General features: G+C 53.1%; 9 protein-coding genes and 4 tRNA genes. 5 read left to right on the top strand and 8 right to left on the bottom strand.

From position 1 onward, the window contains the following. Positions 1-36: 36 nt before the first annotated feature. Together G523_RS0112190 and G523_RS0112185 are read right to left on the bottom strand one after the other, a co-directional pair. The gene (locus G523_RS0112190) at positions 37-1299 is read right to left on the bottom strand and encodes a TolC family protein (protein WP_022695346.1); all 1263 of its coding nucleotides are present in this window, start codon (positions 1297-1299) and stop codon (positions 37-39) included. Positions 1300-1365: 66 nt separating this feature from the next. Continuing rightward, the gene (locus G523_RS0112185; protein WP_022695345.1) at positions 1366-2016 is read right to left on the bottom strand and encodes a protein-L-isoaspartate O-methyltransferase family protein; all 651 of its coding nucleotides are present in this window, start codon (positions 2014-2016) and stop codon (positions 1366-1368) included. Positions 2017-2187: 171 nt separating this feature from the next. On the opposite strand from G523_RS0112185, the gene G523_RS0112180 reads away from it, so the two are divergent. The 3 genes from G523_RS0112180 to G523_RS0112170 all read left to right on the top strand — a co-directional run bounded on the left by G523_RS0112180 (position 2188) and on the right by G523_RS0112170 (position 3511). Then, a tRNA-Cys gene (locus G523_RS0112180) sits at positions 2188-2261 on the top strand. 266 nt (positions 2262-2527) lie between these two features. Further along, positions 2528-2603: transfer RNA gene (locus G523_RS0112175), tRNA-Asn, on the top strand. 74 nt (positions 2604-2677) lie between these two features. Next, positions 2678-3511, top strand: a complete 834-nt coding sequence (locus tag G523_RS0112170; RefSeq protein ID WP_022695344.1) for a carbon-nitrogen hydrolase family protein — start codon at positions 2678-2680, stop codon at positions 3509-3511. Between the two features lie 50 nt (positions 3512-3561). Here G523_RS0112170 and lon read toward each other — a convergent pair whose 3' ends face one another. The 4 genes from lon to tig form a co-directional block, all read right to left on the bottom strand. Next, on the bottom strand, positions 3562-5970 hold the full coding sequence (lon, locus tag G523_RS0112165) for an endopeptidase La (protein ID WP_022695343.1): 2409 nt from the start codon (positions 5968-5970) through the stop codon (positions 3562-3564). Between the two features lie 158 nt (positions 5971-6128). Continuing rightward, positions 6129-7397 carry an ATP-dependent Clp protease ATP-binding subunit ClpX gene (gene clpX, locus G523_RS0112160; RefSeq protein ID WP_022695342.1) on the bottom strand — a complete coding sequence of 423 codons (1269 nt, stop codon included), beginning with the start codon at positions 7395-7397 and terminating at the stop codon, positions 6129-6131. A 192-nt stretch (positions 7398-7589) separates the two neighbouring features. After that, positions 7590-8219, bottom strand: a complete 630-nt coding sequence (locus G523_RS0112155; RefSeq protein ID WP_022695341.1) for an ATP-dependent Clp protease proteolytic subunit — start codon at positions 8217-8219, stop codon at positions 7590-7592. 221 nt (positions 8220-8440) lie between these two features. After that, on the bottom strand, positions 8441-9778 hold the full coding sequence (tig, locus tag G523_RS0112150; protein ID WP_022695340.1) for a trigger factor: 1338 nt from the start codon (positions 9776-9778) through the stop codon (positions 8441-8443). A 237-nt stretch (positions 9779-10015) separates the two neighbouring features. On the opposite strand from tig, the gene G523_RS0112145 reads away from it, so the two are divergent. Further along, the gene (locus tag G523_RS0112145) at positions 10016-10882 is read left to right on the top strand and encodes an alpha/beta fold hydrolase (protein WP_022695339.1); all 867 of its coding nucleotides are present in this window, start codon (positions 10016-10018) and stop codon (positions 10880-10882) included. A 70-nt stretch (positions 10883-10952) separates the two neighbouring features. Here G523_RS0112145 and G523_RS0112140 read toward each other — a convergent pair. Then, positions 10953-11029: transfer RNA gene (locus G523_RS0112140), tRNA-Asp, on the bottom strand. 151 nt (positions 11030-11180) lie between these two features. Between G523_RS0112140 and G523_RS0112135 the strand changes: the two genes are divergently transcribed. Further along, positions 11181-13544 (top strand): AsmA family protein, encoded by a 2364-nt coding sequence (locus G523_RS0112135; protein WP_022695338.1) that lies wholly within the window; start codon positions 11181-11183, stop codon positions 13542-13544. Between the two features lie 32 nt (positions 13545-13576). Here G523_RS0112135 and G523_RS0112130 read toward each other — a convergent pair. Further along, a tRNA-Pro gene (locus G523_RS0112130) sits at positions 13577-13654 on the bottom strand. Positions 13655-13679 lie beyond the last annotated feature (25 nt).

Below are 13679 nucleotides of genomic sequence, written 5' to 3'. Positions count from 1 at the left end.
TTGGATAACGGATCGTTAAGATGCCTTAACTCCGCGCTACAAACTCCCCAATAGGGCGAGAATTCGGCTGGCTGTCACATAAACGCTGCGCTCTGCGTCGGCGAGCCGCAATTCTGATTCGAGGAGCTGCTGTTCCTGATCCAGCAGATCCAGTGTGGTACGCAGACCGACACTCACTTCAATCTCAGCACCTTCAAGCGCCGTGCGATTCGCTTCGATCTCTTGCGTCGCAGCAACCACCCCGGACTGCGCAGCTATATGAGCCGCCCAGACCTCTGAAAGCGCAGCAGTCAGGCTTAAACGAGTATCCTCTCGCTGATAGCGGAGTTGCTGCCGGTTCAGATTTGCCTGTCGGACTGCAGATTCGAGGCGCCCGCCTGTGTAGAGCGGGATACGAGCCCGCGCACCGAGAACCGCATTGCTGTCATTGAAATCATTATCCCATGTGCCGGTTTGCAGCGCAGCGCTACCAAACGCTTCCACACGAACACCTCTCTGGCTCTCTGCAACCTGAACTGCAGCGCCTGCAAGCTGCTCAAGTGCGCTGAACCGGCTCAGTGTAGGGTTCTGCAAGCGCAAGAGTTCCAACGCTTCAGTTAGTGACGAGGGAAGCTCATTAAGATCGCTCTGAGTTACCGCGGCAAGCGTTCCCTCGCCTTGCCCCGTCAAACGGCTATACTGCGCCCATGCAGCGGTTAGTGCCGCCCCTGCTGCCGATAATTCCGCCTCAGCCCCTCTCAGTCGCGCCTCAGCAAGAGATACATCGGTCCGTGTCACGACACCCGCTTCGAAACGGTCACCGGCAGCCTCAAACTGGCGGCGAAGCCTATCGAGGTTTCGCTCCCGTATGCGAACCGCGCGCCGCGCGAAATCTACATTGAGATGAGCCTCGATGGCAGATGCCAGAACATCCTGTCTGCGTGCGGACAACGCATATCGCGCTGCGTCCAAAGCATGCTCCGCCTGAGCAATACCAGCAGGGATCTCACCGGAGGTGAACAATGGCACAGACGCTTCCACGCTCGCCTGATTGACCCAGGTCTCGCCAATATCAATTCCGAACGCCCGGTCTGTCGATTGGGATTGTAGCTGGGACGTCACCCCTGCCGAGATTTGAATGGACCGCGCGGCCCTCGCAGAAATCAGCGCTTCTGATGCCAGTTCAATATCAATCTCTGCCGCTTCAATGGCAGGGTGATACTGAATTGCATTCTGCATCGTATCCTGAACTGTCTGCGCATGTGCAGACTGGACGATCGCTAAACCAGCGACACCTAGGAAAATGCTTGAAAAGCGCATAGCCGAGACTCCTCTGAAACAGAGGTGTCTCATACAAAACGCAAAAAGTGAACAGTGTTCACTAAATTAGAATACGAAGCCCTTCTCCTGAACGATCTCAGGAAGTTTTGGAGGAACGCATTCGAATTCGGCGTTGTAAGAGACCGCTTTGGCGGATTTCTTATAGACACGCGCCTGGCCATTACGGTCGTCACCAATGACAGCACCAAGACGCCCGCCAACAGACAATTGATCGAGCCATGCATCTGGCACGTACTCAACCATTCCGTTAACGAAGATAACGTCATAAGGACCTTCGCTCGGATACCCGTCTTTCAGGCTACCTTTTACAAATGCGATACGATCCAGCTCCAGAGACACGACCCGGTCTGATGATTTCTCAACGACCTCTTCATTCTCTTCGAGAGCGATAACAGTGTCCGCGAGCTCATTGAGCAGCGCAGAGGCGTAACCTTCTGCGGCACCGACAACAAGAACGAGATTGTCAGACTTCACTTCCAGAGCTTGCAGCATTTTTGAGAGATCGCGTGCGAGCCAGAGCTTACGACCCTCCACCGTCTCAAGTTCCGCTTCTGAATAGGCCAGTTCGCTGATAGCGCCGGGAACGAAGTTTTCCTTCTGGACCTTTTCAAACGCCTGAATGACGCGCTCATCCGTCACGTCATTCGGACGGATTTGGGAATCGATCATTTTGCGGCGGGCAATATTCAAATCCACGGGACTCACCTCTGTCTGATAGTGAAGCTCTTACCACAGCTTTTACACGGAACAAGCTTACAGCACCAAGGTTTGCCAATCACCAACCACGTGCAATAAAAAATGCACCTGATCGCGCATTATCCATTGACGTTTGTGTCTGACTTGAGCATTTAGACACCCTTGCTCCGAGGCCCTGTGGCGGAGTGGTGACGCAGCGGATTGCAAATCCGTGTACCCCGGTTCGATTCCGGGCGGGGCCTCCAGAGCGCATTAACGTTTATAGCCTTATGCGCCCTGTTTTTGAGACATTTCCAAACATTAAAGCAAACGAATAGGCACAGAACCGCCTTATTCCATTTACGTCTCGTTAAGAGAATCGTGGGAATTAAATACTGTCTTCTCCTTTGAAGACACCCCACCATCACCCAACGCCTCGGCGGGAGTTCGCTCCCGCCCTTTTTTTTGCAAAAAAAGTGAAATTGGCGTTTGACGTCAGAACTTCAGATGGCTATATCGGCCCTCTCGCTGTTCCGCGATAGCTCAGTTGGTAGAGCAGGCGACTGTTAATCGCCCGGTCGTAGGTTCGAGTCCTACTCGCGGAGCCAGCCCTTCCCAAAACAAAACTTTGTACAGAAGCGGCTTACGTTTAGTCTGAACAACCAGACTATCGAGGATGCTTATGGGACGTTTTACTGCCGCCTGCGTACAGATGACGACAGGTATTGATCCGCAGATAAATCTAGAAAGCGCCACGCGCCTGATCGAGCGCGCGGCTAGTGCCGGCGCGCAATTCATCGCAACGCCTGAAATGACAGGCTGCATGAATATCAAGGCCGGCGACAGACGCGCCACCATCTATGCCCAATCCGAAGATCCCCTGCTGAAGGCATTCCAGGATCTGGCAAAAGACCTGAACGTTACCCTCCTTATCGGGTCTCTCGCCTTCAAGGCTGAGAATGATGAGCGAATGGCGAATCGCTCCTGCCTTATCAGCTCCGAAGGATCGCTGATTGCGACCTATGACAAGATTCACATGTTCGATGTTGAGGTCGGCGACGGTCAAACCTACCGCGAATCGAATACCTATCGGCCCGGTGAAAGAGCGGTTCTGGCAGAGACGCCTCATGCGACGCTCGGCCTTTCAATCTGTTATGACCTGCGATTTCCGCACCTCTACAGACAGCTCGCACAGAACGGGGCACAGATTCTCACCTGCCCGGCCGCGTTCACTAAAGTGACGGGCGAAGCGCATTGGCATACGCTTCTTCGTGCGCGCGCTATAGAGACAGGAAGCTATGTTATCGCGCCCGCCCAGAGCGGCTTACACGAAGATGGTCGTGAAACATTCGGCCATTCGCTTGTGATTGATCCATGGGGCCAAATTATCGCCGAGAGCACCACGGTTGGCGAAGATGTGATTCTCGCGGAAATCGACACGGCTGAAGTCGGTACCGTTCGTGGACGCATTCCCTCGCTCAACAAAGAGCAACCCTTCACGATCTCTAAAAAATAGCCCCCGCAATACGAACTGCGGGGGCTATCTCAATTAATCTGGCTTAGCGCTTAATGCGTGGTCGGCGCCTGATCAGGTCCGCCGTCTGTCCGGCCAGTGAGGCTCGCCTGAAGCGCTGCCTGATCTTTCTCACTCCACTCGATTTCACTGAGTGATTTCGTAAGCGCGTGCTCCAGAACCTCATTAATGTCGCTAACAGCAACGATCTCGAGATCATTCTTCACATTATCTGGAATCTCGGCGAGATCTTTCAGATTCTCTTCCGGGATAAGCACTTTGCGAACGCCGCCACGGTGAGCCGCGAGGAGTTTTTCTTTCAATCCACCAATCGGCAGGACACGGCCACGAAGAGTTACCTCACCCGTCATAGCGATATCCTTGTGGATCGGGTTCGCCGTTAGGAGCGATACGATCGCCGTTGTCATTGCGATACCGGCAGACGGGCCATCCTTAGGGACGGCGCCTTCTGGAACGTGGACGTGGATATCAGTCTGATTAAAGACATCCGGACGGATACCAAATGGCACTGCGCGTGAACGAACCAGACTGCTTGCTGCAGAAATCGATTCCTTCATGACGTCCTTCAGATTGCCGGTGACCGTCATTTTGCCGCGACCTGGCATTTTGACCGCTTCAATCGTGAGAAGGTCGCCGCCCACGGACGTCCAGACGAGGCCTGTGACGGCACCAATCTGATCTTCCTTGTCGGCAAGACCATATCGGTACTTACGCACACCCGCGAAGTCACCGAGGTTTTCGGCATCAACTACAATCGCGTCGTCGTCATGCTGCATCAGCTTGCGAACCGCTTTACGGGCAATCTTGGACAGCTCGCGCTCAAGATTACGAACGCCAGCCTCGCGAGAGTAATAGCGGATTTCATCACGGATCGCGCTATCATCGACTGTCAGCTCGCCTGGTTTGAGGCCGTGATTTTCTTCAATCTTCGGCAGCAGATGACGCTTAGCAATCTCAACTTTCTCATCCTCTGTGTAACCGGCGATCGAGATAATCTCCATGCGGTCCAGAAGAGGCTGAGGCATATTGAGCGAATTCGCTGTTGTCACGAACATCACATTGGAAAGGTCATAGTCGACTTCCAGATAGTGGTCGTTGAACGTCGAATTCTGCTCAGGGTCCAACACTTCCAGAAGCGCAGACGCAGGATCCCCCCGATAGTCCATGCCCATCTTGTCGATCTCATCGAGAAGGAAGAGCGGATTGTTCGTCTTCGCTTTTTTCAGAGATTGAATGATCCGCCCCGGCATTGAGCCGATATAGGTGCGACGGTGACCTCGAATTTCAGATTCATCGCGTACACCACCTAGCGATACGCGCACGAACTCACGGCCCGTTGCTTCCGCTATAGACTTGCCGAGTGAGGTTTTACCAACACCCGGAGGGCCAACGAGGCACAGGATCGGACCTTTGACCTTGGATGTACGCGCCTGAACAGCGAGGTATTCGAGAATACGTTCTTTGACTTTCTCAAGACCGTAATGGTCTCCGTCGAGAACCTCTTCAGCCTTCATCAGATCAGTCGCAACTTCCTTGTTCTCGCCCCATGGCAGAGCAAGAATCCAATCCAGATAATTGCGAACAACCGTAGATTCAGCCGACATCGGACTCATCTGGCGAAGCTTCTTAAGCTCCTGTTCGGCCTTCGATTTAGCTTCCTCGGAGAGAGGCTTCTCTGCGATCTTTTGCTCGAGTTCAGCGAGTTCATCGCGACCGTCATCCTGATCGCCCAGCTCTTTCTGAATGGCTTTCATTTGCTCATTCAGATAGTACTCGCGCTGGGTCTTCTCCATCTGGCGTTTGACGCGGTTTTTGATCTTACGCTCCATCTGGAGCATACCGATCTCGCCTTCCATGAGAGAGAAAACACGTTCCAGACGTTCTGTCACGTTGTTCAGCTCAAGCAGCGCTTGCTTCTCATTGAGCTTCACAGACAGCTGCGCTGCGACGGAATCAGCAAGACGCAACGGGTCCTCAATTTCAGAAATTGATGAGACAGCTTCAGGCGGAACCTTACGGTTTAGCTTCACATAGCCTTCGAACTGCTCAACAACAGCGCGCGCCAGTGTCTCGACCTCTTCATTCGCCTCGGTATCGTCTTCAAGAAGCTCGACCTCAGCTTCGAAGAAATCACCCTGATCCTCAAGCGTGACCATTTTGGCGCGCGATTTACCCTCTACCAGCACCTTCACAGTGCCGTCAGGTAGTTTCAGAAGCTGTAGAATAGTAGCAACAGTACCAATCGCGTAGAGATCTTCGGCAACAGGCTCATCAACGGTCGCATCACGCTGAGCAATCAGCATGATCTCGTTCTCACCGTCCTCAACAATGTCGAGCGCCCGCACCGACTTTTCGCGGCCGACAAACAGCGGCGCGACCATGTTCGGAAAGACGACAATGTCTCGCAACGGCAATACCGGCAGCTTTTTTGTGATCGTCATTTTATGTCTCCGGTTTATTCAGAGCCCTATGTCGCTGACAGGTCTGGCAGGACAAACAGCTCTCCTTGACACTTGATGTGGCGTCAAAAGGGCAGAGCTTCAAGCTCTGCCCTTCAGGATATTATCAGCAATGTCAGTACGCATGCTTAAGAGCGGTATCAGGACGCTTCGCCCTGATCCTGTTCACGCTCGGAATGCACGTAAATCGGCTTTCCACTCGCATCGACCGCGTCAGCATTGATGACGACTTCGGCGACACCATGCAGGTTCGGAAGTTCGAACATAGTGTCCAGCAGGATCGCTTCCATGATCGAACGAAGACCACGTGCACCCGTTTTGCGAGTGATCGCTTTCTTTGCAATCGCAGAGAGCGCGTCGTCGCGGAACGTCAGTTCAACATTTTCCATATCGAAGAGACGTTGATATTGCTTCACGAGCGCGTTCTTCGGCTCGGTCAGAATAGTGATAAGCGCGTCTTCGTCCAGATCTTCGAGCGTCGCGATGACCGGCAGACGACCGATGAATTCCGGGATCAGACCAAAGCGCTGAAGGTCTTCAGGCTCTGTTCCACGAAGAACTTCACCTGTTTTACGATCTTCTTCAGCTTTCACATTGGCGCCGAAGCCGATTGAGGTTTTGTCACCACGGTCCGTAATGATTTTGTCGAGACCAGCAAAAGCACCGCCACAGATAAACAGAATGTTCGTTGTGTCGACTTGCAAGAATTCCTGCTGCGGATGTTTACGGCCACCTTGTGGAGGAACTGATGCAACAGTGCCTTCCATGATTTTCAGAAGCGCCTGTTGGACGCCCTCACCTGACACGTCGCGAGTTATGGACGGATTGTCGGATTTACGCGAGATTTTGTCGATCTCATCGATGTAAACGATGCCGCGTTGCGCTCGCTCAACGTTGTAGTCAGCCGCCTGTAGCAGCTTCAGAACGATATTTTCGACGTCCTCACCGACATAACCAGCTTCAGTCAGAGTCGTTGCATCCGCCATTGTGAATGGCACGTCCAGAATGCGCGCCAGCGTCTGCGCCAGAAGCGTTTTACCGCAACCTGTTGGACCAACGAGCAGAATATTAGATTTCGAAAGCTCGACTTCGTTATCTTTCGAACCGTGAGAAAGACGCTTGTAGTGGTTATGCACAGCGACCGACAACACGCGCTTAGCTTGTTCTTGCCCAATCACGTAATCATCGAGAACGTCACAGATTTCTTGCGGTGTCGGAACGCCCTCACGAGAGCGAACCATCGCTGACTTGTTCTCTTCACGGATAATATCCATGCAGAGTTCAACACACTCGTCGCAGATAAACACGGTAGGCCCGGCAATCAGCTTTTTCACTTCATGCTGGCTCTTGCCGCAGAAGGAGCAATAGAGCGTGTTTTTACTGTCAGTAGATTGCGGTGGTTTATTCATCGAGACCTCAGTGGAGACGTTTCCCCATCCTAATTCGACGGTTTCGCGCCTGTTTTAATACTCATCATGGCGCAAGAGAGTTTACGAGACGTTCCCTAAACTCAGTTAATCGACCATATGCACGCCCGGCCAGCAAGTGTTTTTCTCGCCGAGCGCCGATGATGTCAAAATACCCGCTTCGCGAGGCGAAGCTTATTCTGCGTCCGCTGCATCGCTATCGCGACGTTCGAAAACCTTATCGACGATACCGAAGGCACGAGCTTCTTCAGCCGTCATGAATGAATCACGGTCGAGCGTCCGCTCGATAGTGTCATAATCCTGACCCGTGTGCTTAACGTAGATCTCATTGAGACGCTGCTTGAGTTCAATAATCTCTTCCGCATGGCGCTCAATGTCGGAAGCCACCCCGCGGAAACCGCCTGAAGGCTGGTGAACCATCACGCGAGCGTTTGGCAGCGCGATACGCGAATCCTTGTCGCCAGCGGCCAGCAGAAGAGAACCCATGCTCGCAGCCTGGCCGATGCAGACCGTCGTGATCGGGCATCGGATGTACTGCATGGTGTCGTAAATCGCGAGACCTGAAGACACGATACCGCCCGGCGAGTTGATATACATCGCGATATCTTTTTTCGGGTTCTCAGACTCAAGGAACAGCAGTTGAGCCGTCACGATGGTCGCCATGCTGTCTTCAATCGGCCCGCTCACGAAGACGATGCGCTCTTTGAGAAGACGAGAAAAGATGTCGTACGCGCGCTCACCACGGCTGCTCTGTTCAACGACGCTCGGGATGAGGTTCAACGCGATTTCAGGGGAGTTCAACATGTCTAATATCTTTCTCGTATCATATGTGTCTCTCGACACTACTATCTGAGGTGCTTTCCCGAATCCGCAAGTGATTCTGTCATGATTTCTTGTTGTTTGGCAAATTACTCACGATCCGGTTAATTGATCGCGGACAAAAAGCGTAATTTCGCAGGCGCTGCATGAAAAAAGCGGGCTGCAAGAACAGCCCGCTTTCCAAAAAATCTACCGATAGAAAACGATTAGATGTCGTCTTCTTTTTCAAGCTCTTCACGGGAAACAGTTGTGTCTGTAACCGTTGCCTGCTCGAGGATGTGATCAACAACTTTTTCCTCGTAAATAGGAGCACGAATCTGAGCGAGCGCGCCCGGGGTCTTACGATAAAATTCGATGATCTGAGCTTCCTGCCCCGGATAGCGTGACGCTTCCTGGTTAAGTGCACGAGCAACTTCTTCCTCAGACACGACCAGCTCGGCTTTACGGCCAATTTCTGCGAGGACGAGACCAAGACGAACTCGGCGTTCAGCGATTTTCTTGTAATCGACTTTCAGCTCGTCTTCAGACTTGTCTTTGTCTTCGTCGTCGAGGTTGCCAGCTTCTTTTTCACGCTCGAACTGAGACCAGATCTGGTTGAATTCAGCTTCAACCATGCCTTCCGGAAGCTCGAAGCTGTACTCTTCGTCCAGCTTGTCGAGAAGCGCACGCTTCACCTTGCCGCGAGACATAGACGCGTGCTCGGCTTCGATTTGCTCACGAATAACTTTCTTAAGCGCTTCAAGGTCTTCCAGACCGAAGTTCTGAGCGAACTCGTCGTCGATTTCCGGCGTTTTCGGTTCGCGAACTTCGTGAACTTTAACTTCGAAGACAGCTTCTTTGCCTGCCAGATCCGCAGAAGGGTAATCTTCCGGGAATGTGACATTCAGTTCTGTTTCTTCTTCGGCCTTCACGCCCACGAGCTGCTCTTCGAAGCCCGGAATGAAACGGCCCTGGCCGAGAACGATTGTCTGGTTCTCAGCTGAACCACCTTCGAACGCTTCGTCGTCAATTTTGCCAACGAAGTCCATAACGACTGCGTCGCCGTCTTTGGCTTTAGAGCCTTTGCGACGTGGTTCGTATTTGTTGTTGTTTTCAGCAAGACGACCGAGCGCATCATCAACCTGTTCGTCAGAGACTTCAGCAACCGGGCGCTCAAGCTCGAGCGCAGAAACGTCGGACGTTTCGAACTCAGGCATGATCTCTACAGACATTGTGTAGGTCAGGTCTTCTTCGCCAGCAGCGACCTTCTCGATGTCAGAGACAGGTTCGATAGAAGGCTGTTGAGCCGGGCGCAGTTCACGCTCGTCGAGCGCTTCCTGAGATGTGCTTGTGACGACTTCCTGAATAATGTCGCCCATGATGGACTTGCCATACATACGCTTCACGTGCGCAGCAGGAACTTTACCTGGGCGGAAGCCTTTCAGTTTCATTTGCGGGCGAATTTCTTCGATCTTGGCGTCAAGTTTCTCAGACAGCTCACTCGCTGGAATTGTTACTTCAAAGGCGCGGCTAAGGCCTTCTGACTTCGTCTCTTTGACTTCCATTGTATTCCTCAGGTCCGCCGGATTTCGGCGCGTTCTAGAAAGCGGGAGCGAAGGTCCGTCCAAATACGGTTCCATCGCGAAGATCAGCGGCGGTGTATGTCACATGGAATCGCCCGTGTCCACGCCCTCTTTCAATAGAAATGGCGCTGTTTGTCAGGGTAATTCCCCGGAAACGCGTCTCGGCATCAACTTTTGTTATCTGGACATTACGCATCTTATTAGGGACATCATTGAAATATGATCCACGGACCAACTTCTCATACCTACTATTCGCAGCGCCTTCGCCTGCATTACGTAGACTGGGGCAACCCTGATGCCCCTCCCCTGATTTTGCTTCACGGTGGACGCGACCACTGCCGCAGCTGGGACTGGGTAGCCGAAGAGCTTCGTCACGACTGGCACGTCATCGCACCTGACCTCCGTGGTCATGGAGACAGCGAATGGTCAACTGACGGCACGTATAACGTAATGACCTGCGTCTATGATCTCGCGCAGCTGATTCATCAGAAGAAGCTCGCACCGGTGACGATCGTCTCTCACTCCTATGGCGGGAACATCTCGCTGCGCTACACTGGGCTCTATCCAGAAAGTGTCCGGCGTATTGTTGCCATAGAAGGCCTCGGCCCGTCACCGAAGTTTCTCAAAGAACGCGAGAACGAAGATTACGCTGACCGGATTCGCAAATGGGTGGACGACAAACGCGGCGCAGCAGGCCGAACTCCGAGAAAATATACCAGCCTGGATGAAGCCTATCAGCGCATGAAAGAAGAGAACGGCTATTTATCCGCCGAACAGGCTAAACACCTCACCATCCACGGCATTTCCCAGAACGAAGACGGAAGCTATTCGTGGAAGTTCGATAACTATTTCCGTGTCTGGCCACCGTTCGATATTCCGATGGAGGAATTGCACAAGCTCTGGGGGGCAATCACCTGCCCGACACTGCTCCTGTATGGCGCAGACAGCTGGGCATCGAACCCCGCCGAAGACGGCCGTATCGATTATTTCAAAAACGCCGAAGTAAAGCTGTATGAAAACGCAGGTCACTGGCTGCACCACGATCAGTTTGATCGCTTCATGTCGGACGTGCGCGCGTTCATTTAGCGCCGCACATTCCGATCGTCCAAAAAGCAAAAAAGCCGCCCCCGAAGGAGCGGCTTCTTGTTTTTCCAAATGGCGCGAGTGACGGGGCTCGAACCCGCGACCCCCGGCGTGACAGGCCGGTACTCTAACCAACTGAGCTACACCCGCTCACCGTTTGGAGACGCGGTGAATACGTAACTCAGCTCATTGGGTCAAGCACAAAAATCAATTTTTTCGCACTTCTTTTGAATGTCATTTAAAAGCCGCGATTGGAGCTTATCTTTTTAGGGTATTCAGCCCGCCCTGAACGGAGGCCCCATTGAAAAAATTCCTCTTCGGCCTGCTCGCCACATTTGTCGTAGTCATCGGCGTCGTCGCTGCTGCGCCGTTTCTGATTCCAGCTTCAACATATGGGCGCGTCGCTGAAGAGCAGCTGGAAGCCATGCTGGGACGGGACGTGACACTGGCGTCTGATCCAAGCATCACAATCTTTCCGCAACTGGGCGCAACGATTGAGAATGTCGAGATCGCAAACGCCGAAGGTTTTGATGATCCATACTTTGCGCGCGCAAATAGCTTGAGCGTTGCCGTTAAGTGGTTACCGCTTTTCTCACGCCGCGTAGAAATCGCTTCGCTGCGTTTTGATGGCGGAGAAATCCTTCTTCACCAACGTACAGCCACTTCAAACAATTGGACCTTCACTCCAGCAGAATCGCCTGAACCGACGGAAGAAGAATCAGACGCTCCCGCCGAAACAGCTCAATCTTTTGACGCAATCATTCCTCGTGCTGAATTTACCAATATGCGCGTGCAATATGTCGATGAGGTATCGGGCACCACTTACGACGCAAACCCGATAAATCTTATCGCGCGACTCGATGGCCTTGATGCTCCCGCCTCCATTGATGGCGACATCACCATCAATTACGAGCGATTTGATATCAGCGCGTCCCTGTCCTCAGTGAATGCCCTGACGTCCGGAGCGCCGACAGACTTAAAAGCGAACGTATCATCGCAACTCCTGGATCTCTCATTCGAGGGTAATGCCGTTCTGGACGCAGATCCGAGCGTCAATGGACAGTTTGAGTTCTCTTCGAATGATCTTCAGGCGCTCACAAATTTCGCAAACATTCAGGTCGACCAAAATCTCACCGCATTGGGGCGCATCCATGCGTCAGGCAGAGTCGTCGGCCCAGTAAGCGCTTTACAGATATCGAGCCTTTCCGCATCTCAGAACGCCTCAAATCTGGAGACTGAGTTTAGCGGCGATATCACGCTGGGCGGCAACATGCCCGTCGTCACAGGTCAAATCTCAAGTCGTTCATCAGACCCGAAACGCTTCCTTAAAGCGATGGAGATAGACCTACCTCCGATGCAGGCTGGTGCACTCGATCATTTCGCGGCAGACATCACGCTGCTTAATGAGAATGGCAGCACCCGAGCAAATATCGATACTCTACAGCTGGACGATATTGATGTCTCAGGGACAATTCTCGCAAATCTACGCGGCAATGTTCCTGTCATTAATGCGACGCTTGCGATTCCCACATTGGACATCAGTCCATACCTTTCAGAAAGCCGCGTAAGCGAGAACGAAGCTCCAGCTGAAGGCGGTTGGAGCGAAGACCCGATTGATCTGAGTTTCCTGCACACCCTGAACGGCTCATTCGATATCTCTATCGGCGAACTTACAGATTCGCGGGCTCGCATCCTTGATGTTGTCGTGGATGGCGAGCTTTCAAACGGACGCTTCACAGGCAGTCTTGATTCTATTCCACCGGAAGGTGGCCGTTCGGGCCGACCTGGCAATATAGATCCGTTCTATTCCGGACGCCTCGATACAGATCTGGTTCTCGCATCACGCGCGGATGGTTCTAACGCTTTGAACGTGAAGGCTAGTGGCTCCGGCATCACCGCGGCCGCCCTCGTCCGCTTCTTTACCGGCCAGGAAGTCCTGCAAGGCGTCGCATCCATCGATGCAGATATTCAAATGACAGGCCGAAGCGTAGCTGATTTCATTCGCTCAATGGACGGCACATACCGTGCCGACGTCGCAGATGGAGCAATTCTCGGAATCAACCTGCCCCAGCTTCTACGAAGCGCTCAGACATTCCTTGAAACACGCACCTTGCCGGACGCGCTTTCACCAGAAGCTGAAACAGACTTCTCATCGCTTCTTCTTGAAGGGCGCATACGAGAAGGCGTCGCTGAGATTTCGACGATGAATCTGGTCGCGCCGTTTCTTCGTGCGACCGCGGAAGGCGAGATTGACCTCTACAACCAAACCCTGGACATTCACTTCTATCCGCGTGCTCTGACGAGTGCGACAGGCGCCGATAATGGTTTTGAAGGTTACGGCATTCCTCTGGCCATTACAGGCGGATGGGCATCGCCCCGCGGCAGCCTCGACACAGAATTCATAGCTGATCTTGCTGCCGGCGCCGTCCGAAGCCGACTTGAGGATGAAGCAAGGTCCAGACTGGGCGATGACGCAGTGAGCGGGCTAATCGGCGATGCTTTGGGCATCAACCGTAACCGCACCGATGAGTCTTCCGAAAATCAGACGTCTGAAGACGCCGCCACTGAAACCGAGTCTGAGACGACAAACGCGGAAGAAGCGCCTACGCCCGAAGACGCTGCGCGCAATCTTCTGCGAGACATAATAAACCGGCCTCGCGAATAACCGCGGGCCGGCTGGCATTTTTGGGAAATCTCTGGTCGGAGCGAGAGGATTCGAACCTCCGACCCCCGGTCCCCCAGACCGGTGCGCTAACCGGGCTGCGCTACGCTCCGATATCAGAGAGGCGCAGATATAAAT

Origin of the sequence: Ponticaulis koreensis DSM 19734, from assembly GCF_000420665.1 — a bacterium.
Taxonomy (GTDB): Bacteria; Pseudomonadota; Alphaproteobacteria; order Caulobacterales; family Hyphomonadaceae; genus Ponticaulis; species Ponticaulis koreensis.
Note: the sequence above shows the minus strand (reverse complement) of the source record. Positions and strands in the feature narration are given on the sequence as shown.

Coding starts and splice junctions, on each gene's coding strand:
- G523_RS0112190 (WP_022695346.1), bottom strand. CDS start 1,299: ATGCGCTTTTCAAGCATTTTCCTAGGTGTCGCTGGTTTAGCGATCGTC.
- G523_RS0112170 (WP_022695344.1), top strand. CDS start 2,678: ATGGGACGTTTTACTGCCGCCTGCGTACAGATGACGACAGGTATTGAT.
- lon (WP_022695343.1), bottom strand. CDS start 5,970: ATGACGATCACAAAAAAGCTGCCGGTATTGCCGTTGCGAGACATTGTC.
- clpX (WP_022695342.1), bottom strand. CDS start 7,397: ATGAATAAACCACCGCAATCTACTGACAGTAAAAACACGCTCTATTGC.
- G523_RS0112155 (WP_022695341.1), bottom strand. CDS start 8,219: ATGTTGAACTCCCCTGAAATCGCGTTGAACCTCATCCCGAGCGTCGTT.
- tig (WP_022695340.1), bottom strand. CDS start 9,778: ATGGAAGTCAAAGAGACGAAGTCAGAAGGCCTTAGCCGCGCCTTTGAA.
- G523_RS0112145 (WP_022695339.1), top strand. CDS start 10,016: ATGATCCACGGACCAACTTCTCATACCTACTATTCGCAGCGCCTTCGC.